Source organism: Pseudomonas sp. D2002 (assembly GCF_013385735.1).
Taxonomy (GTDB): Bacteria; Pseudomonadota; Gammaproteobacteria; order Pseudomonadales; family Pseudomonadaceae; genus Aquipseudomonas.
On the sequence record NZ_JACAPL010000014.1, the window covers coordinates 45909 to 69254 of the forward strand.

Annotated in this window: 25 protein-coding genes; 13 read left to right on the forward strand and 12 right to left on the reverse strand. The window is 55.4% G+C overall.

Going from position 1 to position 23346, the window contains the following annotated elements:
* Positions 1-140 precede the first annotated feature (140 nt).
* Positions 141-1349 (reverse strand): multidrug effflux MFS transporter, encoded by a 1209-nt coding sequence (locus HX783_RS24545; RefSeq protein ID WP_177018569.1) that lies wholly within the window; start codon positions 1347-1349, stop codon positions 141-143.
* A gap of 237 nt (positions 1350-1586) precedes the next feature.
* Here HX783_RS24545 and HX783_RS24550 point away from each other — a divergent pair, with 237 nt between their 5' ends.
* Positions 1587-2516 carry a ribokinase gene (locus HX783_RS24550; protein ID WP_256347282.1) on the forward strand — a complete coding sequence of 310 codons (930 nt, stop codon included), beginning with the start codon at positions 1587-1589 and terminating at the stop codon, positions 2514-2516.
* 43 nt (positions 2517-2559) lie between these two features.
* On the opposite strand, the gene deoR is transcribed toward HX783_RS24550, so the two are convergent.
* Positions 2560-3318, reverse strand: a complete 759-nt coding sequence (gene deoR / locus HX783_RS24555; protein ID WP_159956573.1) for a DNA-binding transcriptional repressor DeoR — start codon at positions 3316-3318, stop codon at positions 2560-2562.
* A gap of 128 nt (positions 3319-3446) precedes the next feature.
* Here deoR and deoC point away from each other — a divergent pair, with 128 nt between their 5' ends.
* Positions 3447-4130: a deoxyribose-phosphate aldolase gene (deoC, locus tag HX783_RS24560; RefSeq protein WP_177018570.1), complete on the forward strand. Its 684-nt coding sequence runs from the start codon at positions 3447-3449 to the stop codon at positions 4128-4130.
* A gap of 68 nt (positions 4131-4198) precedes the next feature.
* Here the strand turns inward: deoC and HX783_RS24565 are convergent, their stop codons facing one another.
* A complete protein-coding gene (locus HX783_RS24565; RefSeq protein ID WP_177018571.1) occupies positions 4199-4558 on the reverse strand; it encodes a helix-turn-helix domain-containing protein in 360 nt (119 codons plus the stop codon).
* A 98-nt stretch (positions 4559-4656) separates the two neighbouring features.
* On the opposite strand from HX783_RS24565, the gene HX783_RS24570 reads away from it, so the two are divergent.
* Entirely contained in the window at positions 4657-5406 is a 750-nt protein-coding gene (locus HX783_RS24570) for an SDR family NAD(P)-dependent oxidoreductase (RefSeq protein ID WP_177018572.1), read from the forward strand.
* Between the two features lie 339 nt (positions 5407-5745).
* Complete coding sequence (locus HX783_RS24575; RefSeq protein ID WP_177018573.1) at positions 5746-6807, forward strand: SDR family oxidoreductase; 1062 nt, start codon at positions 5746-5748, stop codon at positions 6805-6807.
* Positions 6808-6842: 35 nt separating this feature from the next.
* On the opposite strand, the gene HX783_RS24580 is transcribed toward HX783_RS24575, so the two are convergent.
* Both HX783_RS24580 and HX783_RS24585 read right to left on the reverse strand, forming a co-directional pair.
* Complete coding sequence (locus tag HX783_RS24580; protein WP_177018652.1) at positions 6843-8213, reverse strand: heavy metal sensor histidine kinase; 1371 nt, start codon at positions 8211-8213, stop codon at positions 6843-6845.
* Positions 8210-8881: a heavy metal response regulator transcription factor gene (locus HX783_RS24585; protein ID WP_017479552.1), complete on the reverse strand. Its 672-nt coding sequence runs from the start codon at positions 8879-8881 to the stop codon at positions 8210-8212. Before HX783_RS24585 ends, HX783_RS24580 begins: the two co-directional genes overlap by 4 nt.
* A 146-nt stretch (positions 8882-9027) precedes the next feature.
* On the opposite strand from HX783_RS24585, the gene HX783_RS24590 reads away from it, so the two are divergent.
* The 6 genes from HX783_RS24590 (at position 9028) to HX783_RS24615 (ending at position 12741) form a co-directional block, all read left to right on the forward strand.
* Positions 9028-9531, forward strand: coding sequence for a heme-binding protein (locus HX783_RS24590; RefSeq protein ID WP_177018574.1), 504 nt, complete (start codon positions 9028-9030; stop codon positions 9529-9531).
* 10 nt (positions 9532-9541) lie between these two features.
* Complete coding sequence (gene uraH, locus HX783_RS24595) at positions 9542-9952, forward strand: hydroxyisourate hydrolase (RefSeq protein WP_159956555.1); 411 nt, start codon at positions 9542-9544, stop codon at positions 9950-9952.
* A gap of 237 nt (positions 9953-10189) precedes the next feature.
* Positions 10190-10654, forward strand: a complete 465-nt coding sequence (locus HX783_RS24600; protein ID WP_159956553.1) for a thiol-disulfide oxidoreductase DCC family protein — start codon at positions 10190-10192, stop codon at positions 10652-10654.
* Positions 10655-10808: 154 nt separating this feature from the next.
* A complete protein-coding gene (gene folE / locus HX783_RS24605) occupies positions 10809-11369 on the forward strand; it encodes a GTP cyclohydrolase I FolE (RefSeq protein ID WP_064452409.1) in 561 nt (186 codons plus the stop codon).
* A gap of 36 nt (positions 11370-11405) precedes the next feature.
* Complete coding sequence (locus HX783_RS24610; protein ID WP_177018575.1) at positions 11406-12116, forward strand: SDR family NAD(P)-dependent oxidoreductase; 711 nt, start codon at positions 11406-11408, stop codon at positions 12114-12116.
* Between the two features lie 187 nt (positions 12117-12303).
* Positions 12304-12741 (forward strand): PAS domain-containing protein, encoded by a 438-nt coding sequence (locus HX783_RS24615; RefSeq protein ID WP_177018576.1) that lies wholly within the window; start codon positions 12304-12306, stop codon positions 12739-12741.
* Between the two features lie 74 nt (positions 12742-12815).
* Here the strand turns inward: HX783_RS24615 and HX783_RS24620 are convergent, their stop codons facing one another.
* From HX783_RS24620 to HX783_RS24635, 4 genes are all read right to left on the reverse strand, one after another.
* Positions 12816-13379 (reverse strand): carboxymuconolactone decarboxylase family protein, encoded by a 564-nt coding sequence (locus HX783_RS24620; protein WP_177018577.1) that lies wholly within the window; start codon positions 13377-13379, stop codon positions 12816-12818.
* Between the two features lie 286 nt (positions 13380-13665).
* Positions 13666-13914 (reverse strand): CsbD family protein, encoded by a 249-nt coding sequence (locus HX783_RS24625; protein ID WP_159956545.1) that lies wholly within the window; start codon positions 13912-13914, stop codon positions 13666-13668.
* 269 nt (positions 13915-14183) lie between these two features.
* Positions 14184-14642, reverse strand: coding sequence for an Hsp20 family protein (locus HX783_RS24630; protein WP_177018578.1), 459 nt, complete (start codon positions 14640-14642; stop codon positions 14184-14186).
* A 241-nt stretch (positions 14643-14883) separates the two neighbouring features.
* Positions 14884-15294, reverse strand: a complete 411-nt coding sequence (locus HX783_RS24635; protein WP_177018653.1) for a phosphate-starvation-inducible PsiE family protein — start codon at positions 15292-15294, stop codon at positions 14884-14886.
* Positions 15295-15464: 170 nt separating this feature from the next.
* Here HX783_RS24635 and HX783_RS24640 point away from each other — a divergent pair, with 170 nt between their 5' ends.
* Complete coding sequence (locus tag HX783_RS24640; protein WP_177018579.1) at positions 15465-15605, forward strand: DUF2256 domain-containing protein; 141 nt, start codon at positions 15465-15467, stop codon at positions 15603-15605.
* Between the two features lie 146 nt (positions 15606-15751).
* Complete coding sequence (locus tag HX783_RS24645; RefSeq protein WP_177018580.1) at positions 15752-16078, forward strand: hypothetical protein; 327 nt, start codon at positions 15752-15754, stop codon at positions 16076-16078.
* Between the two features lie 65 nt (positions 16079-16143).
* Here HX783_RS24645 and HX783_RS24650 read toward each other — a convergent pair whose 3' ends face one another.
* The 3 genes from HX783_RS24650 to HX783_RS24660 form a co-directional block, all read right to left on the reverse strand.
* Positions 16144-16926 carry a DUF4253 domain-containing protein gene (locus HX783_RS24650; protein WP_256347284.1) on the reverse strand — a complete coding sequence of 261 codons (783 nt, stop codon included), beginning with the start codon at positions 16924-16926 and terminating at the stop codon, positions 16144-16146.
* Between the two features lie 88 nt (positions 16927-17014).
* Positions 17015-17314, reverse strand: coding sequence for a hypothetical protein (locus HX783_RS24655; protein ID WP_177018581.1), 300 nt, complete (start codon positions 17312-17314; stop codon positions 17015-17017).
* Between the two features lie 132 nt (positions 17315-17446).
* Positions 17447-19177, reverse strand: a complete 1731-nt coding sequence (locus tag HX783_RS24660) for an SMEK domain-containing protein (RefSeq protein WP_177018582.1) — start codon at positions 19175-19177, stop codon at positions 17447-17449.
* A gap of 312 nt (positions 19178-19489) precedes the next feature.
* On the opposite strand from HX783_RS24660, the gene HX783_RS30045 reads away from it, so the two are divergent.
* A complete protein-coding gene (locus tag HX783_RS30045) occupies positions 19490-23341 on the forward strand; it encodes a hypothetical protein (RefSeq protein WP_177018540.1) in 3852 nt (1283 codons plus the stop codon).
* Positions 23342-23346 lie beyond the last annotated feature (5 nt).

Genomic DNA, 23346 nt, shown 5'->3' on the forward strand with positions numbered 1-23346 from the left:
CTCCATAGAACTTGAAGGGTGCTATGGCGTTAGTAGTTTTACCGGCGGCGATAGTTGTGATGGATGTGGGGCACGCCCGACGAATGGTTTACCTGACACGCAGCGGGATTCAGCTGGGGCTGACCCCGCCTGCGTAGGGTTCAGCGGATGGGCGGCGTGTGCGCCAAGTGGGTGGGTAAACGACGCAGCGTCCACAAGGTGACTAACATTGCGGCAACCGCACACAGGGCAATGCCAATCAACATCGGCGCCGGCGTGTGGTCAGCGAACACGCCCACCAGGGTCATGGACACCGCCGCTGTGATCATCTGGATCGCCCCCAGCAGCGCCGACGCCGAACCTGCCACGGCGCCGTGATCCTCCATGGACAACACACCGGCCGCCGGCAATAAGAGGCCGAGGAAACCAAAGCCGATAAACAGCAACGCCATCATCAAGGCCAGGTTGTCGCTCCACACGGTAGTGGCGGCCAGCAACGTCATGACCACGGCCACGCCGACCACCGACCAGCGAATCAGCGGTGCCAGGCCAAAGCGTGCGCTCAGGCTTGCGGTCAGCTGGCTCATCGCGAAGAACGACGCGGCGTTCAGCGCGAAACACAGGCTGAACTGCGTGGGCGTGAGGCCGAAATACTCGATGTACACGAAAGGCGCACTGCCGATAAACACAAAGAAGGTCGCCAGGCCAAAACCGCAGACCACGGACAGGCCGGTGAATACCGGATCGCGCAGCAATGCGCCGTAGCTGCCGATTGCACTGCCCAGGGTCTTGCCCAGGCGGCGCTCGGCGGGATGGGTTTCGGGCAATTGCACGATGGTCATGATCAGGCACAGCACGGCCACTACCGCGAGCACCGCGAACACTTCACGCCAACTCCACAGCGAAATCACCACACTGCCGGCCAGCGGCGCCAGGATCGGTGAAACACTCATCACCAGCATCAGCAACGCCATCAAACGCGCCGCTTCATGGCCGGTATACAGATCGCGAACAATCGCGCGTGGAATCACCATGCCGGCGCATGCGCCAAACGCTTGCAGTGCACGAAAACCAATGAGTACTTCGATGGTCGGGGCCAACGCGCAACCGACGCTGGCCACGGCGAAAATCACCAAACCGGCATAGATCGGTGGCTTGCGACCGAACACATCGCTGATCGGCCCGTAAAACAACTGGCACACACCGATGATCATGAAGAACACCGTGAGGCTCATCTGCACTGCCGCCGGCGACGCCTGCAGGCTGGCCCCCAGGGTCGGCAGCGCGGGCAAGTAGCTGTCGATGGCGAACGGGCCAATGGCGGTGATCAACCCCAGCAGCAAGGCGAGGTGGGCAATACTTCGTGGCATGGGGTTTTCCGGGTCACAGCAAAAGATCGGCCAGCTTAGAGAGCGCCCCTTGGGTGCACAAGGTGGTGATTACACAGACGCTACATTTTCCTGCCTTCGCAGTTTTTCTCCCGCAGCGAATTCGACGTTGATCGCCCAACGTTAAAAATAGATTGAATATTCACACCTAATGTTATTTAAATAACAAAAAAGAGCGCCTCGACCTGCCTGGTCGTGCCGCAACAAGGTGGAATAGCAATGAGCAAGATCGCAGTCATCGGCAGCAATATGGTGGATCTGATTACCTACATCGACCGCATGCCGGCCCAGGGCGAAACCCTGGAAGCGCCGGGCTTTGCCCTGGGTTGCGGTGGCAAAGGCGCCAACCAGGCCGTGGCGGCCGCCAAGCTGGGCGCCGAGGTAGTGATGTTGAGCAAGGTCGGCGACGACATGTTCGCCGACAACACCCTGGCCAACTTCCAGCGCTTTGGCATCGACACCCGCTATGTGCAGCGGGTGCCCGGCGTCTCCAGTGGTGTGGCGCCGATTTTTGTACAGGCCGACTCCCACAACAGCATCTTGATCGTCAAAGGCGCCAATGCGCACTTGTTGCCGGCGGATATCGACGCGGCGGCCGCCGACCTGCGTGAGTGCACGCTGATTGTGCTGCAACTGGAGATCAACCTGGAGACGGTTTACTACGCCATCGAATTCGCGCACCGCCATGGCATCGCGGTGCTGCTCAACCCGGCACCGGCCCTGGCCGGGCTGAGTGCCGAGCATCTATCACAGCTGGATTTCTTGATCCCCAACGAATCGGAACTGGCGTTGATCACCGGGCTGGTCGTTGACTCGCCGGACAGCGCCCGCAATGCAGCACGCACCCTGGTCGCCAGCGGCATTCGTCACGTGATCGTCACCCTCGGCGAGCTTTCTTCGATGGCGTGGGCACAGATGCTACGGGCCACGCGCACTTTTTGCTCGATCACCCTGATGGTGCGGCGTTCTACACGCGTTATCAGCCCGAGCAGTTCGAGCACGCTGCGCGCTGGATCCTGCACACGCCGGACCAGCAAGTGGCGGCGTTCGTGTTGCCGTCAACCTGTCAGCCCGAAGGCTATAACGCCGAAAAGGCCAAAGGCCAGGTGCGCTCGCTGGCGGCAGGGGCCAGTGCTTCGTTCAGTGTGACCACCGGTTACTTGAACGCGCAGGAACGCCGGAAGTTGCTGGGTTAAACCAGCAATTGCGCGCCGCTGGCCTGGATGGCGTCTTTGTAGACGCGGGGTATTTTCTTGTCGCTGACCACGTAGTGAAAGTCTTCCAGTGCGGCGAAGTGAGCGGTGCGCACCGTGTCGAACTTGCTGAAATCGGCCAGCAACACACGCTGCTGGGCCTGGCGTAGAACCTTTTGCTTGACCTCGACTTCATTGAAGTTGAAGCACGTCACGCCGAATTCCTGGCTGACACCGGCGGCGGTCACAAAGGCCCAGGTCAGGCGCACGCTGTCGAGGATGCTGCTTTCGGCGCTGCTTTCAAACACCTGGTTCTTGCGGTGAAAGGTGCCGCCGCACAACACGATGTGGCAGTTGGGTTTGTTCTGCAGCTTGAGCAGCACGTTCAACGAGCTGCACACCGCGGTGAACTCCAGCTCATCAGGGATGAAATCAATCACAAAGGGCGAGGTGGTGCCGCAGTCGAAAAACACCGTGTCACCAGGCTGTATCAAGCGTGCAGCGAGTTTGCCGATGCGGCGTTTTTCCTCGACGTGGCGCGTGTCCTGGTCGGCGACGCGGTAATCGCTGGCCTCATTGCCAACCCGGGTGATGTAGCCGCCGAGCAGACGCAAGTGCTCGGTGAAGTGGTTGAGATCACGGCGCAGGGTCATCTCGGAAACGTCCAGCAGCGCCGCCATTTCCCGCAGGTGAATGGCGTTCTGATCCTGCAAGGCTTGTTGGATAAGCTTGAGTCGCTCGGCTTTTTTACTGTCCACGCGTATTCCAGGGCTTGATTGTTTATGTTAGATAAGTAACATTAAGTGATAATATTGTAACGCATTAATGTGGGCAGCATGACAATTGGCCCGCGATCATTGGCAACATACAGGCAAGGGCACGTTAAATGAATACGCTTCAACCCGCAGCATTGGCCAAGTACATCGATCACACCTTACTGGCGCCCGACGCCTCCCGTGAACAGATTCGCACCTTGTGCGAGGAAGCCCGGGAGCATGGCTTCTATTCGGTGTGCCTGAACTCCGGGCAAGTGCCTTACGCCGCGTCATGCCTGGTCGACGCTGGCGTGGTGATTTGTGCGGTGGTGGGCTTTCCACTGGGCGCCGGCTTGAGCGACACCAAGGCGTTTGAAGCTGAGCGGGCGATTGCCGCCGGGGCAGGGGAGATCGACATGGTGCTCAACATCGGCTGGCTGAAAGAAGGGTTGCTGGACGAAGTACGCGAAGACATCGCCTTGGTCCACAAAGCCTGTGGTGCCGTGCCGTTGAAAGTGATCCTGGAGACCTGCCTGCTCACCGACGCCCAGAAAGTCCAGGCGTGTGAGATCTGCCGGGACTTGGGTGTGGCCTTCGTGAAAACCTCAACGGGGTTCAGCAAAAGTGGCGCTACAGTCGAGGACGTTGCACTGATGCGCAAAACCGTGGGCACAGGCGTTGGGGTCAAGGCGTCCGGTGGCGTGCGTGATTATCCGACGGCGGTGAAGATGATCGAGGCCGGCGCTACGCGTTTGGGCAGCAGTTCGGGCATCGCGATTGTGGGCGGAGCGATGACGGCGGCGAGCGGTTATTGATCGGTTTAATATAACTCAACTAAATATACATTTAGTTGAGTTATAGTTTTTATGCATATAAATAAGCCTCAAGACGAGGCGAGGGCGGCTGTTCGACGTGCGCTGATGCGTTCGACGGTTTGCATGTGCTCCGTGCCCCAAGTGCACAACGAACCAAGCGCCATGGCCAGGGAATGACCGAACGGCGTGAGTGAGTATTCCACCTTCGGCGGCATTTCCTGATAGTCGATGCGCGCAATGATTTCATCGCGCTCCAGCTCTTTGAGTTGCTGGATCAGCACCTTGTCGGTCACGCCACCTATTGCGCGGCGCAGTTCGCCATATCGGTGTACATCCTGCGCCAGATGATAAAGGACCAACGGCTTCCATTTACCGCCAATCACCGCCAGGACGGCGCCCAGACCGCAGTTGAACGTGGTAATCGACATGGCTTCGCTCACTGAATTGGGTACTTACCAAAAGGTGCATACTATTCAAAATAATAGCGTGGATCTACAGTCGGGCCTCACATTCTCGGGAGTTCATCATGAGCAGGCTCAACGGCAAAATTGCAGTGATCACCGGCGGCAACAGCGGCATTGGCCTGGCCACCGCCATTCGTTTCGCAGCCGAAGGCGCACAGGTGGTGATTGTGGGGCGCCGCCAGGAAGAACTGGATAAAGCGCTACGCCTAATCGGCCCTGAAGCCATTGCCATTCAGGGCGACATTTCAAACCTGGGCGACCTGGAACGCATCTTCACGCAAATCAAAGCGGATAAAGGCCGAATTGACGTGCTGTTCGCCAATGCAGGCTTGGGTGACTTCCAGCCAATCGGCTCAATCACTGAAGAATCCTTTGATCGCACATTCGGTATCAACGTCAAAGGCACGTTGTTCACCGTACAAAAAGCCTTGGCGCTGATGAGTACGGGCGGTTCGGTGATCCTGACCGGCTCAACCACAGGCACCATGGGCACACCAGCGTTCAGCGTCTACAGCGCGACAAAGGCTGCACTGCGTAATTTCGCCAGAAGCTGGGCGCTGGACCTGAAAGGCACCGGCATTCGCGTCAACGTACTTTCACCTGGACCAATCTCGACACCGGGCCTTGACCTGGCGTTGTCAGGTACTGGCCAGAAAGATGCGATCATCGACGACATGACGGGACAGATCCCACTGGGCCGAATTGGCCAGGCAGAAGAAGTTGCGGCGGCAGCGTTGTTCCTGGCGTCGGATGAGAGCAGCTTCATGACCGGCAGCGAAATGTTTGTGGATGGCGGGTTTGCTCAGGTGTGAGGCTGAAAGGGGTTTTGCCCGTTGAAATCTGATGGGCACAGCCCCTGATTACGTAACATGATATTACGCATAATGTATATTATGTTAAATGATGTGTCTGGTTAAGGATGTTCATGAGGCTCGTAAGGCACTGATTCGACGAACCCTCTTCTGGCATCCATTCTCTCAACGCGCCATGTCCTTCGTGTTCATGGCGAGTCCTTGAATGAGGTGACTGACGATTAAGCTGAACGCGATAGATCGCTTGTACCTGCATTTGACAGCCCGCCATACGGATCCGGTTTAGGTTGAACCTCTGCTACTCAGGTGGACTCCCAAGTCTAAATCCAGGAGAAACGTATGACCCAGACAGCTTTGGTCGTAGGCGCCAGCGGCATCGTCGGCAGCGCCATCACTCAGTTACTCATCGACAACAAGTGGCAGGTTGCCGCGCTATCGAGGCAACCGTCGCAATCGCAAGGCGTGATCCCCGTCGCGGCAGACCTGCAAGATCCAGCTTCGCTGGAACATGCGCTTGCGGATCTGAAACCTACTCATGTGTTCATCACCACATGGTCACGGCAAGCCACGGAGGCCGAAAACATTCGCGTTAATGCCGCCATGGTTCGCAATGTGCTCGACGCCATTCGACCCGCCAGAAGCGTTAAGCACGTAGCGCTGGTTACTGGCCTGAAACACTACCTCGGCCCTTTCGAAGCCTATGGTAAAGGCAGCCTTCCGCAAACGCCGTTCCGAGAAGAGCAAGGGCGTCTGGATGTCGAAAATTTCTACTACGCCCAAGAAGACGAGCTCTTCGCCGCTGCTGAAAAGGACGGCTTCACCTGGAGCGTTCATCGCCCGCATACCGTCACCGGGGTTGCCATAGGCAACGCGATGAATATGGCAACCACCCTCGCCGTCTACGCCTCGATTTGCAAACAAACCCATCGCCCTTTTGTATTTCCGGGATCAAGAGTGCAGTGGGACAGCCTCACCGATATGACGGATGCACGACAATTGGCGAAACAACAACTGTGGGCGGCCACCACGCCGGCGGCAGCCAACCAGGCATTCAACGTGACTAATGGCGATGTGTTTCGCTGGAAATGGATGTGGGGCCGAATTGCCGAATACTTTGACGTGCCTGCTGCCGATTATCCTGCCTCGCTCTTACCGCTCGAACAGCAAATGGCTGACGACCAAGCCGTATGGAAGCAGATAGTCGCGGAGCACGGCTTGAAGGAAGCTGATATTGGTCGCCTGATATCCCCATGGCATACCGATGCAGACCTTGGTAGACCCATCGAAGTCGTCACTGATATGTCGAAAAGCCGTGCAATGGGCTTCACCGCCTACCAAGCAAGCGATCAAGCATTTTTCGATGTGTTCGACAAACTACGCGAGATGCGCTTGATCCCCTAGGTCGTGCCACAACGGATAGGCTTAAGGGCATTCGCTTAAGCCTTCTGTAGCACAAACACCAAGCAAAAGCGTGTGCCTGCTCCAGTGCTCTCAACGGTTACCCGCCCGCCATGCAATTGCATGATTGAGCGGACGATTGCTAACCCCAAACCACCCGAGTCGTCCGGCTGATTGCGTGACGGGTCGCATCGGTAGAAGCGCTCAAACAACCGAGGTAGATGTTGCGCCGAAATCGGCGGGCCTTGGTTGTGCACAGTGACTTCGATCCTGTCCTCCCATACCACACTGCTAATAGTCACCGCGGTACCAGTCGCGCCATAACGCAGCGCGTTGGACAGCAGGTTAGCCAATGCTCGACGGACCAAGGTCGGATCAGCACGCAAGTGGTCATGGGCCTGATTGATCAGCGTGACGTCACGCTCTTGCGCCACGCCTTCAAAATACTCACACAGTTGCTCGACTAGATCGTGCAGGTTAATGAGCTCATGACTTACCGATGCATGCGACTGCTCGTTACGAGCGAGAAACAGCATGCTGTCGATCATTCGCGCCAGACGCTCATATTCTTCCTGATTGGAAACCAGTAGGTTCTGGTAGTCCTCAATTGAACGACCATGCCTGAGCGATTGTTGGGTATGCCCCATCAGGTTAGTGAGCGGGGTACGCATCTCATGGGCGAGATCCTCTGAGAATCGTGAGAGCTGGGCGAAGCCCTCTTCGAGGCGTGCGAGCATTTGATTAAGCGCCTGGCTGAGCACTTGCAGCTCACTGAATTCGTTGAACTCATCCAGCCGCAGATGCAGATGGTGTACATCAACTGCGGCAGCGCGCTTCGCCAGCAGGCGCACAGGTCGTAAGCCTCGCTGACTGACCCATCCGCCGAGTACAAAAGCCAGCAGCGCGCCGACCGACATTGCGAGCCAGAGCTTGAGTCGGTAGGCCCCCAGCATCTGCTCGCGCTCGCTCAACAACTTGCCAGCAATCAGGGTCAAGCCGCGATCACCCTGCATGACATGCTGCCAGGCAAGCCGCACCGACACCAAAGTGTCACCATCACCCAACTGAGCCTGGGCTGCGGCCGGTAACGTGGGCAAGCTCATACTGACGGGGTTGATTTCGATCAGCACCTGGCCGGTGTCATCGATAATCCACAGCAGGTTGTCGCGATTACCCAGCATATTTTCGTATAGCTTGGGCCGATTTCTGAGTTGCTCGACGCTGACACTGTCGTTGATCAACGCCTGCATGCGCTCCAGGCGCCCGAGCAGGGACTGGTCATCGCGCCACGCGATTTCTCGCTGTAACGACTGATAAAGATAAAAACCAATGGAGCCCAGCAGCAACGCGCTGACTAACGCGAACATGACCGCCAGGCGCAAGCTCAGGGCGCGCGGAAACAGTTTCAGGATTGCACCTCAAGCATGTAGCCGATGCCACGCACTGTCTGTATCAACTTGAGCGGGTAAGGATCGTCAACCTTGGCGCGCAGTCGCCGGATGGCGACGTCGACCACATTGGTATCACTGTCAAAGTTCATCTGCCAGATCTGCGAAGCAATCAACGAGCGCGATAGCACCTCTCCTTCACGGCTGACCAGCAGGTGCAACAGGGCAAACTCCTTGTTGGTCAGGGTCAGGCGTTCACCCTGGCGCGTGACCTTGCGTCGCAACAGATCCAGGCTGAGGTCTGCAACCAGAAACTGCTCGACCTCACGGGGCGGGCCCCTGCGCAGCAGTGTACGTACGCGTGCCAACAACTCGGCATAGGAAAAGGGTTTGACCAGGTAATCATCGGCCCCTGACTCGAGCCCTTTGACCCGATCCTCCACAGAGTCTCTGGCGGTAAGAAAAAGCACCGGGGTTTGCCACTTGCGCCGGATAATCTGCAGCAATTGCCAGCCGTCAAGGCCCGGCAGCATGACGTCCAGGATGATCAGGTCGAACTCACTTTCCTGCGCCAGATACTGGCCCTCCAGGCCATCCAGGGCGACCTCCACCACGTAGCCCGATTCAGTCAGGGCTTTGTGCAGGTAATCCGCTGTTTTCGCTTCATCTTCTACGACCAGGATACGCATCTTTTCCTCCGGAACTGGAGCATAGGCTAGCGCGCCCGAGCGTTTTGGCACATTACATCTTGGTAATCATCAGGCAATCATTCTGACGGAGTGCACGGGGCATCATGCCTGGCTATGACTCAGCCAGACCACACAAAGGACAAAGCATGCGTATAAGCCTATCGACTTCATTGCTGATGTCACTCGCAATGAACTCAGCGCTCGCCGTTGCAGCCCCGGATCAAGTGCTGCAACGCAACGACGTGTCACTGGCAATGGCCAACGATTTACTGAATGCCGCGCTGACAGCCTGTCATGCCGATGGCCGTACAGGCGTTGCTGCCATTGTCGACCGTGGGGGCAATTTAGTCGCCTTGCAGCGCGACGATAACGTGGGGCCACACAACACATTAGCCGCCCAACGCAAAGCCTATACCGCCCTGTCGACCAAAACGCCAACACGACTATTGGCAGAGCGTGCCCGCAGCACACCCGATGCGGAAAACCTCAACACCCTGCATGAGCTGTTACTGCTGGGCGGCGGCGTGCCGTTGCTGTTTGAAGGGCAAGTCATTGGCGCGATCGGCGTGGCCGGTGCCGGCGGCGCAGCAAACGATGAAAGTTGCGCACTGGCCGCTATCAACAAAATTTTACCTACTGTCAAAAACTAAGGACATCATCATGACTGGATTAAAAACGTTTTTCGCGGGCCTTGTATTGAGTGTCGTATCGTCACTGGCGTTAGCGGCAGGAAACCCGCTCAGCGTGCATGTACTCAACTTACAAGATGGTCTGCCCTCCCCTGGCGTCAATGTCACGCTGGAAAAACAGGACGGCAAGAACTGGAACATGCTCAACAGCGCCGCGACAAACGAGCAAGGCCGTATTCCCGGGCTGTACCCCGATGGCCAGGCCCTGGAGAAAGGCATCTACCGTGTCACCTTTAAAACCGGTGAGTGGTTCAAAGCGCACAACGTCTCAAGTTTCTTTCCAGAGGTACCCGTCATTTTTGAGGTAGACGGTGCCGTTGCGCACTACCACATCCCATTACTGCTCAGCCCCTACGGTTTCTCTACCTACAGAGGGAATTGAGCGTCGACTGAAAAGACAAGGCCGCCCCTGATCTCATGGGCGGCCTTTCTGCTTGATTATTTGACCAACGTTATGTCGATGACCTGCATCGCACCGCTGGACTCGTTCTCGCAAGCCACAGGCGATCCGTTCACGAAAGCAGGCTGACCGCCCGTAGCACAGCAAAAAAAATAGTGCCCATTGTCAGTCTGGTTCTTTCAGCATATCGTGTAAAAAACTTATACAAGAGCATGGTCGATGTACAATAAAGTGAATTGGCCGCTGACGCTGTATTTTGACGGTGAATGCCCTCTGTGTGCGCGCGAAATCAAGCTCCTGCGCGGCCATGCCGTAAAGGATCGACTGCTGTTTGTGGACATCAGCAGCGGTGCATTCGACGCCAAGGCACTGGGGTTCACGTTCGAGCACATGCAGTCCTCGCTGCACGCCCGTTTCGCTGATGGGCGCTGGGTAACCGGCCTGGATGCCACCCTATGGAGCTGGCGAGCCGCCGGCTTGGGTTTTTGGGCAACGCCACTGACGTGGCGCGCATTGCGCCCGTTGTTTGAGTTCGGTTATCGCCTCTTCTGCCGCTTACGTCCCCATTTGGCGTGGTTACCTCACCCAGATAGTGGCCGTCGCTGTGTCGATAACCGTTGCGCGGTGCCGGCGCCCAAACCCGCATCAGACGGGCAGCCCACGTTGAAAAAAAAGCAGCCCTAGAAAGCCTCGCTTTGTCATGACCCCGACGCAGAACCTGGGTCATGGCTGATCTGGCGAACCCTGTGTCATCTGCGTCAGATCGTGCGCAGCAGATACTCTCCTACCGCCATGGATTGCCGACACATAAAGCGCAGCATGGCTGCGAGGAATCAAGATGAACCCATCATTAGCCGAGCATTACCGTGAAATTCTCGTCGGCGTAGGCGAGAACCCTGAGCGTGAAGGACTGCTGGATACCCCCAAGCGCGCAGCAAAAGCGATGCAGTACCTGTGCAATGGCTACACAATGAGTCTGGAGGAAGTGATTAATGGCGCCTTGTTCGAATCGCAAAACGATGAAATGGTCATCGTGCGCGACATCGAACTGTATTCGTTGTGTGAGCATCACATGCTGCCCTTCATCGGCAAGGCGCATGTAGCGTACATCCCCACCGGAAGGGTACTGGGCCTGTCGAAGGTGGCCCGGGTGGTGGATATGTTCGCCCGTCGCCTGCAGATCCAGGAAAACCTGACCAAACAAATTGCCGACGCCATTCAGCACATCACCGATGCCGCCGGCGTGGCGGTGGTCATTGAGGCGAAGCACATGTGCATGATGATGCGGGGTGTGGAGAAACAAAATTCAGTGATGACCTCATCCGTGATGCTCGGCGCCTTTCGGGAGTCCTCTGCTACACGTCACGAGTTCCTGCAACTGATAGGCCGACTGGGTTAACACCAAAAAATCGCATCAGACCGCAGGAGAGCCTGGATGAACACTCCCTTCACGATGAATTCCCTCGGTGAGGGCTATCGAGCCCTCGTAATAGGCGCCAGTGGGGCGCTCGGCTCGGCTTTTTGTGAGTTGCTCAATCAGGATCCACGGTGCGCGCATGTTCGTGAGTTGGGGCGCAACAGTGTTCCATTCCTCGATCTGGAGAATGCCGACAGTATCGCCAGAGCAGCGGCCGAATTGACGGAGGAAGCACCGTATCAGTTGATCTTGCATGCCGCCGGCCTGCTCCATCGCGACAAAATAAAGCCTGAAAAAAGTTACTCTGCGATTGATGCAGATGCGTTGCAGTCGGTATTTCAAGTCAACACAATCGGGCCTGCGCTGGTTTTGCGTCACTTTCTGCCCTTGCTTGACCCTCGCGGCGCGATGGCGATGCTCTCTGCCAAGGTGGGGAGCATCGGCGATAACCGCTTGGGCGGCTGGTACGCCTATCGTGCCTCCAAGGCAGCACTGAACATGTTGATCAAAACGGCGGCCATCGAACTGGCAAGAACCCGACCTCAGAGCCGACTGCTGAGCCTTCACCCGGGTACAGTTGTATCAGCACTGTCGCAACCCTTTCGGGGTGCCTCCGCCGCCGGGCCGGCAAACGTGGCCGCCTGTGAATTACTATCGCTGATCGACCGAATAGAGCCTGCCGACAGTGGCAATTTCTTCGCTTATAACGGAGAACGCCTGCCCTGGTAGGTAGGGAGTGAAGATTGAAACCGTTTCCCTGCGCTCTTGTACAGCAGAGCCTTCATGATGAGCTTTGTGTCTCACGTGAAGGGCACATCGAGTCGCTGGCAATCTAGAGATACTTTCCAATGATCTCGAAAACGCTCATAACCCCCAAGTTGTCCTAGACTGATGTGAAATTCACCGGACTCTGAAAATGATCGACGCAGAATTGCTGAAATTGATGGTTGAAACCTCGAATGATGGCATTGTAATTGCCGAGCAGGAAGGCGATGAGAACATCCTGATCTACGCTAACCCCGCCTTCCAGCGCCTGACGGGATACAGCGTTGACGAAACGCTGTATCAGGACTGCCGCTTCCTTCAGGGTGATGACCGAGACCAAGCGGGCCTGGCTGTTATCCGAGAGGCGATAAAGTTGCATCAGCCCTGCCGGCAAATCATTCGCAACTATCGTAAGGACGGTAGTGCCTTCTGGAATGAGCTGTCGATTACTCCGGTTTTTAACGAGGCTGATAAGCTCACCTATTACATCGGCATCCAGAAGGACGTCAGCGTCGAATTCGAGGCCCAAGAACGCGTGCGTGAACTTGAAGCGGAAGTCGCCAGCTTGAAAGCTCAACTGGCTCGATAGCCATATCAATCGCGCGATCGCTGATAACGCCTTAATGGCGGCCTGAATAAATACTTGATTCACCTCAGCAGCTCCTAGGGCTCAGGGAATGGCAGTGGTGCATCTCCATCGCGTCGCACAGCAAAAACATTGAGTGTCATCGCCACAAACGCGTAGTAGCCATAGACACCTATCAGCTCAACCACAGCAGGCTCGCCAAGCGTACTGACGGCGTCGGCATACAGAGCATCGTCAACGCGACGATACTCATAAAGTGCCCTCCCAAGACGATAAACAATACGTTCGTCATCACGCTGGAACTCGGGCAAAACCTGCTGCTTGAGAGACTCGATGACACTGTCTGACAGACCCGTGCTGCGGGCAATGGGCTCGTGAATTTGCCACTCAGCCTGGGACTGCCACCAGGAAGCAGTGACGAGAATAGCCAGCTCGGTCAATCGAAGCTCCAAGCGCGTACCGTATCTGCAAAACGCACCAAGCTTTTGGGCATGGCTGGCAAGCTCGGGACTTTGAATCCACGCTAAAAACGGGCCGTCAAGGTTGCCTCGTGGGCCACTGAGAATGTCTCTAAGGACGGCTCTCTGTGATTCATTCATCTGCTCTTCAGACAGTGGGCTGAGGCGCGATTGGATGGCCATATCTAATACTCCTTAGGGCAGTTAATCGCCCCAGACTCTCATTGCCCTGTAAGCGTCCGGGGAAGTCAGAGGTATCTCGAATAGGCGTAGATCAGGGCGTCCCATGCACAACCTACCAAGACACTCGCGATCCAGACCGTATGCACGCCGAAGAACTACGACATGGGAAGATATTTATGCGGGCCATTTAGTGGACCGCCCTCGCCCACTGATCTGCAGGTCCAGACGCGCGGGGCGATAAATGCAAAAAGGGAACGCCCCTGGCGGAGCGTTCTACCTTTGTGGCTCAGCGGCGAAAGAGACGATCTAGAACGAGCAGAGCAACTGCACCGATCGCGATTGCAGCAACTGGTTTTTCTTTAACAAATGTAGATACGCTATCCAGTGCATCGCCATACGTTTGGGTCAACTGACCAGCAACTTGGCGGCCATTCCCTTCAGCCTCGAGCTTCGAATCACCAAACAATTTACCGACTGCGCTCTGCGCTTTGCCAGCAACCTTGTCTACAACCCCTTCTACCTGTTCGCTCTTCATGATTCACCAAATGTCGTGTGTGAGTGAGTACCCCAGAAAAAACCTGGGCTTGATGCAATCTGCACAGCGTTAGGGGGACGAGCGTATTGATTAGTTCAGATTGGTTGCGAACTGAGTTTCATGCCCGTCGGCATCTCGCGACAATGGGGAGGCCTTGATACCGGCACAATCACTCCGGGTTAGGCATTGCTTACCCTCAGCATTTGCACACTGCTGAGGTTGATTAAAGCAGAAGAAAAAAGGCGCTCCGGAGAGCGCCTTGGACAAAATTATTGCAGGCTTACTTGACGCTGGTCTGGCTTGCCAGCAGTACCGATCTGGATGCGTTTTGGCTTGGCTTCTTCGGGAATAACTCGAAGCAACTCGATTGCCAACAGGCCATGGGTGAGTGATGCACCGTGCACCTCGATGTGGTCAGCCAGCCGGAAAGACAAGCGGAAGGCCCGCTGAGCGATGCCTTGGTGAAGGTAAGTCACCTTCTCATCGTTTTCACGTTTTCCACCAGAAACGTTCAGTACGCCATTCTCTACCTGAATGTCTATGTCCTCCTCTGTGAGACCCGCCACTGCAATCACGATGCGGTATTGATCATCACCATGTTTCTCGACGTTATGGGGTGGGTAGGTATTACCAGCCTCACTACGAAGCGCCGATTCAAACAAGTCGTTGAAGCGATCAAAACCCACGGACTGACGAAACAGAGGGGCCAAAGAAAGAGTAGTAGCCATAGCAAAATCTCCTGAGTTTTCTCCAAGTGATTTAAGACGCGACCCGTTTTCGGCATCGCGTAAACCCGAAAATAGGTACTCCCAAAACATTTTCAAGGGCACCTCGAAAAAATTTTCCAACCCGATTTCTCGGCTTAAACCATGGGCACACCGTGCCGCACAGGCGCAGGTCTGAACCGATTCTCTCTAGCCAGAACGCGCCTGCAGCGAGCGAATTCGTCAGTTGCTGGAGCGCAGCTTGCTACTCAGACAGGTCGCGGTGCCGCAAAAGCCAGCAAAGCAGGCCGAGTACCAACGTCGCGAAACCTAGCGCCGCGATGGTCGAAGCCGGAGTGACGGCCGAATCCAGGATGACAAATTTTCGGCTCAGGGCCAGCAATGCAATCATCAGTACGGTTCTTACCTGCACGACGCTGTTGCGCCTGAGGGCGGGTCGCACTATCGAATGCTTGAATTCCAAGGCAATCAATACCGTGAAAATGGAGCCAAATAGCGCTTGGAATGCATTGTGATCCAGCGGATCAATGGCTCCGCCTATCAGAAGGGGCACTACATTCCTGCAGAGTTGCATCACGGCGATAACGATCACCAGCGCTATGATCAGGCTCAGCGTCAGTACCACCAGTTGCTCGAAGCGCTCATAGGCGCTCATCAAAGCCCATTGGATTTTAAAATTTTTAAATGTCGAGTTACTCTCACGATTTTCTGGATGAAGCTTAGACACGACCTCTCTCCTCTTAACTTGGAGGACTCATTTAAGATGCGCCCCGTTTCGCGGTTTGACCAAGTATGGGCATACGAACTTGATATCAAGGACGTCTATTGAAAAAGTCAGAGCTTCCAGTCAAATCCTGTGCAACCTGTGGGCTTCCTTTCACATGGCGAAAGAAATGGGCCCGTTGCTGGGACGAAGTACGCTATTGCTCGGAGCGCTGCAGACGCAGCAAGTCACTCAAAACCTGAATAAAAAAGCGCTGTTTAAGCCCGTTTGTGTTCAGGCGAAGATTACTTCGTCAGCCAGGATTCAACCGTGATTGAATTCCACACCGAGGGGCATGGTCATCTATAAGGAAAATAGAAGACGACAACGAGCCCTTGGGAGCCCCTAGATGTATCCGACAACACCCGATGGCCGTTATTTTTTAGTTAACGGCAAACTCTGGCGCTGCAGCAATCCGTCGCTGCCCGCAGACGCACGCCAGAAGTGGGTTAACTCACTTATGGAAGCGCGTCGTGAAGTAAAGAGCGCTAAAGCGTCAGGTGATGAGGCGCAACTGAAAGGCGCGAGGGCGAGGGTTCAGAAGGCCAAGGTCGAGCTGGGTGAGCGCGGGCCGGTATGGTGGGATGATGGTTCCCCCGACTTTAATCAGTGCCAGGTCAAAAACACGCCCTATTTGCAGTGGCATAAATCTCTCGGCGCTACACAAGCGAGATAAAGCTCGCAGTTAAAGCCAGTTCGCAAGACACGTTTCGCTGCGTCAGCGGCAGCTTCGTCACAAGCTCATTCCACGTAACGCAGCCAAAGATGCGTCCGACCGGAGATTGCCTGTGCGACTTCAGAAATGCGTACTTGCAGGTCTTCATCGCCGGTGTTGTAGAGCGCACAGAAATCTCGGGCTACTGCGTTAGCGAGGCATCTATCAGACGGCTCTGCACGAATGAAGCCGATGTAAGAGGCGCCTACGCCCATCAACTCATAGCCATATGCTTCTGAAAAGTGACGCGCAACTGCAAAGTTTTTCGCAGGATCCAGGTCGGAACTGAAATAGCCATTCGGAAAAGCCGCGAGTGCCTGGCAAGAATGCTGAACGGGCACCAGGAGGGCTGAAAGGGGCTGATCCAGAAGAGAGACAGGGTTGTTCTGATAACCGATCCACTCCTGCATGGCCCGCTCATCCAGCGTCAAACCATGCGCGCAAGCATCTTCGAAAGACGTGGCTGCAACCAGGTTCATGAAGTTGCGAAGACAGATTGCAAACTCCGATTTCGTAGTCGGATAGCCTATGTACTCACCATTTTCGAAGCACTCTGGAGGCAAACTCGCTATGTCCTGCTCCGATGCATCGTCCATCCCTGAATTATTGCGCGCATGCCCCGAGGTGTAGCGAGCTTGGTGCAGATCGTCGAGCGAGAACAAAGGTTTAAAACCTGGGTGCGACTCAGCAATCTTGCGACGGGCTTCGGTCAGATCGTCAAAGCGGGTAATCCCGCTCACGCCGTACTCATCGCATGTACCTATAGAAGGGTTGTCACGCATGCCATTGCCGCGAAATGCGATATCCATAAACCGTGGCCTGCTCCATGTTGCTACTGAATTGAGTGAGTAATCCTAAGCGTTCCAGGATCATCAACGAAGGTCTGCCGCCGAGCGGCTATCGATGAGTGTCCGCCTCCTCAGCCGGATAAAACTCGCCCTCCTTCCCCATCTTTTCCAACCGTTCGCGCACCATCAACTCAACGTTGGCCACTGCAGCCTGATCGTCAGGGTTGACCACTTGCACGCAAAGACGTCGGACATTCTGATCGTGGGTGCCCTCGCTCATCATTTCGTGCGTGAAGACGTGTTCGCCACGCCATAGGCATAGCTGGTTATGCGTCCCGCCCAACCATATCTCATTGATTGATCCAAGGTCGGTGGTAGCCAGTTGATCGACGGTGATTGTCTTATCCATTGCGCTGTACCTTACCGATGTGTAGATACAGGTAGACTTTCAGGTATAGCGAGTCGTTCCAAGCGTCGGCAGTTCAATCGCGCAGAGTGCCAATCCTGCAAGGTCGCGCCCAGACGCCATTGAATCGGCCTTTCAATTTTGATGAAGATCTGCCGGCTCTGCGTTTGCGGGCTCAAAAAGAATCTCATTCAATTCATCCACCAGACTTCTCAAACGATCTGGTAGCTCAAGATCCTGATAGATTCCGGCTGCCAGGTCGAAATTCTCCTTCGACAGCAAAAGATGACCTTGGGCTTTATAAAGCATGGCGAAATAACCAAATACCTCCGCTCTTAATTTAGGATACCTGTTACCTTCTTTTACCAGCGCCTCATCCAAGTATTTTTCCGCTTTCCCCAGCTCAGACGTCTTAATCATCAGATGCCCAAGGTTTACAAGGTTCGTCAACTCCCCTAAATGGTCGTCGTTACCGATCGCAGCGTTATAGGACCTGGTCAAATATTTCTCGGCAAGATCATACTTTCCCATGTCCTTATACACATTTGACAAATTTCCATAGTGACGGGTCAGCTCGGTCTTTTCTTGACTCATTTCAGCGATGGATATGGCATCAAAAAGAAGTGATTTAGCCTCATCCAATAGCTTCGGCTCACGACGCTTCACTGCCAAATATCGCAACTGGATAGCTGTATTTGTCAGCAAATTACTTTTCTTAACCATCAAGCGTTTCCGCTCATCAAGATCATCCTCAAACTCGATCGCCTTATCAATGAACGCGCGAGCAACTTTTAAGCACCTCCCTGCGCGACCGTATTTTTCGAGATGATTGTAGCAACTGCCTAGATTGTTATAGTGGTTCGCGAAGCCTTCTGTGTCTGATTCGCCTGTCAACTTCAGGGCTGTTCTAAAATACTCAACAGCTTCGGGATAACGCGATCTTTTCTTAGCAAGAATGCCGAGATTACCGTTTAAATGCTCACGCTGGACTTGCGTCAGACCAGGAGAATCCAAGCATAATTTAAACGTCCTTTCGGCCTCGTCCAACTGACCCAGCTTCATCAGGTTTAGACCGTGAAGGTTGGCTGACGCCACACCTTCAGGCTGCAAAACGGCGGCTTTTTGATAAAATAATTCAGCCTTCAGTGGGTCGACGAGCGTGTAAAGGTTCGCCAAGCTATAGAGCTTACCACCTGCCTCTTTAAGTACAAACTGCGCACACTCATCCAATTTCTTCTTGGCGAGATCTGTTTTTTTATCCCTCACTAATTGAATGACTTCCTGTCGAAGAGGACTTGCACCCTCACCCTCCTCACCAAACGTTACATAGCCATTCAAAATCTCCGCATCCAAGGCACTACTGAAAGCGTCAGTCAAAAAAGGCATGCTTCTTTTGATTTTCGAATGCAGATCAGATAATACCTCGAAAGAAGCGTGCTTCGCTTCAATTACAATTCTACAAAAATCAATCACATCATTTTTATGATTGAAATCCAGTGCGCTGGGCTTTATGGCGTAACTTTTCTGCCTGGGGGATAGAGTGAAAACTATCAGTCGCGTTAAATTCAAATCATGGCAGGTGATGCAGGCAAGCGTTTCGTTTATTTTTGCCGCACCTTTCTTTGAGGTAACCTGAACTCCAACCCCACTGTCAGGATCAAACAAATCTATGCACTCATGATTCGGTTTGATTTTATTGGCATTCACCAAGCTCCAGCCAAAAATCGCATTCAGCATATCAGCCACTAAGTCTTCAGCAGCAATATTGGTATCTGAGAAATTAAGCTTTGTGTAGGTCGCTATAAAACTCTGCAGGGTGGAAAGCCCAAAATTTATATCATCAAGCATTTTTTTGGCTTTCAGCATCTGCAAGTCCTTATGAGAAGATTTCGTTAGCGAGAGGTTGTGCGTAAACAGTATTTATAACAATAACATGACGATATCAAAAAGCCATCCTAGCGCTAGCAAATCTCGCGCCAAACATACCGTTGAAGCCTGACAGACTCAATCGCAGTACGAGCAAAACGGCTTCTTCCGGGAAGCCTATCCTGCATCACTTGCTCTGAATTCCCAATCCTGGCTTGCGCAGGTTCTGGCAGGATCATTCAGGGTCGGCTACTTTGAAGACGCGGCATATGGAGTCCGTCCGCGAACATCGCTCTCTTGTGGAGAATTCGGATGGAACCGGTCGATACCCCTGATACTTCAAAAGAAGTCCCTTCGCTCGAAGCCCTGATTCGAGAACGCCGAGATCATATACAGCAATCGTCCGGCGCTAAGTGCCAGCCAGAGCGTTGGGGGCTTGCGCTCTCAGGGGGCGGAATTCGTAGTGCTACGTTCTGCTATGGCCTGATCTCCGCCCTGGCCAAGGCGAAGGTCTTCTGGCGCTTCGACCTGATGTCTACGGTCTCGGGTGGCGGTTACATTGGCTCCATGGTCGGCCGAATGGCACAGACGACGGCATCCGCGGAGCAATTGCAGAATCAACTCGGCGAGGAAGACAGCGCTTCCCACCACCGCAAGTGGTTACGTGCCAACAGCCGTTACCTTACTCCTCGCGGTAGCCGCGATTTGTTGTTCGTTATCGTTACCTTTCTTCGAAACCTGGCGGGCGTTCACCTTGAACTGGGGTGTCTAGGGTTGCTGCTGGGCTGTGCCCTGGCGGGTGTCGACCTGCTGGCCTGGTGGTTGCTGGACCTCTACATCAGTCACTCTCTGGCCTTCCCTACCGATACCAGTCCACTCCAAGTGTGGAACGCTGTCTCACCCTGGCCGACGCTTTGGCTGGCCCTGCCGATCCCGGTGCTGTGGGCTGCTGGAGCGGCGACCTGGTACTGGTACCTGCCTGCTGCAAACCGTACAACTGCGCAAACGGATTCTGCTTGGCACAGGGTGACGGATCAGTTGGCCATTGCTCTGTGGATTGGGGCGGCCATCGTGCTGCTCGGTGCAATCGACTGGATCGCCTGGCACATAGCCAAGAAGCCCTATCAACTTTTCTGGCTGGCGGGTGGACTGACTGCCATCCTGGCCGCGTTGCGTACCCTGCTCCCGCTGGTTCAACAAGGTGGGCGCTCGGTGAGTGAGCTCATCCGCCAGCGCCTTCCTATGCTATTGGATCTGGCGGGCAAGTTCGGGCTTTTGGTCATGGCGACCTTCTGGACCAGCGTCGTTCATGCACTAACGACCCACCGTGTTTGGGATGCCAACATGGAACAGGTTGACTTCGTCGGCGCAGCTTATGCTGTCGGGATTCTTGCCAGCATTTCGCTCGCGTGGATTTTGATCTCGGGGCGCAATCTCGACTTTCTGAATCGCTCATCGCTGCATAACTTCTATCGTGCCAGGCTCACCCGCGCCTACCTGGGAGCCGCGAACCCGAAACGAGAACATGACTCCAAGGTTACCCAGGTACATGCTGCGGACGACGTGCAGCTGAACCAGTACACGCCGCACGCCACGGGAGGCCCCGTTCACATTATCAATGTGTGCATCAACCAGACCTACCAGCGTCATGGGCTGCACAATCTCGACAGGCAAGGCGAGTTGATGTCACTTGTCGGCCCTGGACTTTACCAGGTCTCGGGCAAGGCCTGGCATGCGCTGAAAGCCGATGCGCGCGCGACGCTGGGTGCCTGGATGGCCATCTCGGGGGCTGCGGCGGCGCCTGGGCTCGGGTCGGCCACCCGCCCAGGTCTGGCTACCCTGTTGACGACACTGGGAGTACGCCTGGGCTACTGGTGGAACACCGCCGATAAAGAGCAATCGCAGCCTTGGTATAGCCGTTGGTTGCCCAAATACACTTACCTGTTGTCAGAGCTTTTGGCCCGGTTCTCAGGAAGTGACAGCCGCATCCAGTATCTCAGCGACGGGGGGCATTCCGAGAACACGGCAGCCTTCCCGCTGCTGGCGGCGCGCTGCAAGTTGATCATGCTGGCGGACTGCGGATCGGACCCTGACTATCAATTCCAGGATCTGGAAAACCTCATTCGGCGTGCTCGCATCGACCTCAACGTCGAAATCCGTTTCGTCAAACCAGCCCATCAACCTGTCGAACTTTTCGGCTCCCTCGATGACCTGGCGTCCCCGACTCACCCGGCTTGCCTGGCGCTTGCTCGAGTGGATTATCCCGGCGACGACGTCCCCGGCGTGCTGGTACTGGTCAAGCCAAACCTGACGACTGGCCTGTCGGAAGACATCTACAACTACAGTCGCGACTACCCCGCCTTTCCCCAGGAAACCACTGCCGATCAATTCTTTGACGAAGCACAGTGGGAGAGCTACTTCTCCCTTGGATGTCACCTTGGCAAGGAATTGAACGAGAAAACGTTGCTGTCGCTGACGGAAATGATCCAGAGCGGATGCGGGGCAGTAACGCCCTCGGCACCGAACGATGAGACAGCAACATCGCCACAGGACGATGAGACACCACCCAGTGCGCAACGCAGGCCGGGTCGCATCGGCGTGAAATCAGCTGCTGCTGCCGGCCTGGGTATAAGTGCTATTGCCTCGGCGGCTTCCGCGTTCTGGCTTGCTCTGCAGAATGTCAGTGCCGACAGCGGCACAGCCTCCAGGATCGATGTCCAGTCATTACGACCGCTGTATGACACTTACGCCATGTTGTCGCTCGATCCGAACAGCAAAACTGCTGACGAATATGTGGGGCGCATGGCCGCTCAGTTGATGACCACATGGAGAACCGTACGCGCCAATAAGCAGGAAACCCTGGTCCTGGACAACAACGAAACCCTCGACATGCTGCGTACGACCTACAGCCTCTGCCAACCATTGAGTCACAAACTGGCAGTATGCAAGACGCTCCTGGATACATTCGAGTGCCCTAAAAAGCCAGCGCCCACGTCCGCGGTCAGCCAGAATTTTGGCTACTGGGCTCGACACGATCCCACCGGCTCACCGCGTCTAGCTGCGCGGGCCAATAGCAGCTATTGCCAATCAACCGACAGTGTTGTCTCTAGCCAGCAACTGGCGGTGGCGACCGTAGCACCCCAATCTAAACGGCAGGAACAACAGCGAGCGGCATTAGCCGTTGCCGCCGCCTCCAGATCCAAGGCAGCCGCACTGGCAAAGCCAGAATCACCAAAGCCCGCGGCAGAGACAGTCACGCAAACCAAAGCGGTGGAATCAGTACCAACGGCAGTGGCGATGCCCCAGCCTGAAGTAGCAGCAGTGCCAGAGAGCGAAGTACCAGCTTCAGCCGCAACTGCAGAGCCAGAACCAACGGCGCTGGCAGCGCCTGAGGCCGAACCGGCAGAAGTACCGCCTCCAGAATCAGACACGTCAACGTCAGTGCCCTCGGTTGCAGCGGCGCCTGCCCCTCAACCCGAGTCAGTTCCAGCGGACGAAATAGAGTTATCGGCCTCCGAGGCCCCTATTCCCGAGAAACCTGCGGACCCCGTCTGCAAGGGAATCACCCTCTACACACAGATCTATGGCCCTGCAGGACGCGACAATGTGCGCACCTTGCGCTCGCTTTGGCGAACCGTCGGTGCCTCGGTCCCCCCCATCGAGGACGTGCTGGATAGCGCTCGCCGTCAGGGGCGCAGCGGCCCTGCGCCTTATAGCAAGCCAACGGTTATTTACCATCTTGAAGATGCCAGGGCCTGTGCCGAATCACTTGCAACAGTGGCCTTTCAGCCAGCCGGAAGCTGGGATGTCATGCCTCTGAACAAGCGTCTGTCCCGCTTACCCCGCAGCGTCGAAGTCTGGCTGCCATCTGTTGCTGTAGCCGCCGGATTCGACGAGTGGGCCAACAACTATGGTTTCTGCTATCAGCAGCACGCCCCTAACGGCCAGGATGCGCCGTCTTACAGCGTTCACTGCTACCCGAGCCAGGCTGCCTGTGTAGAAGCGCAGGACTCCAACCCAGGCAAACGCCAATCGGCCTGCGTGGGCACTGAATTGACGAGTAATGAAAACAACACGCTGCTGCCTTTCAGCGGCTGGGCTGGCTCCCGGTACAACCTAGATAGCGCCGAATTCAAAGAACCCTTCCCTCCCCTGTCGCAATAGTGCGT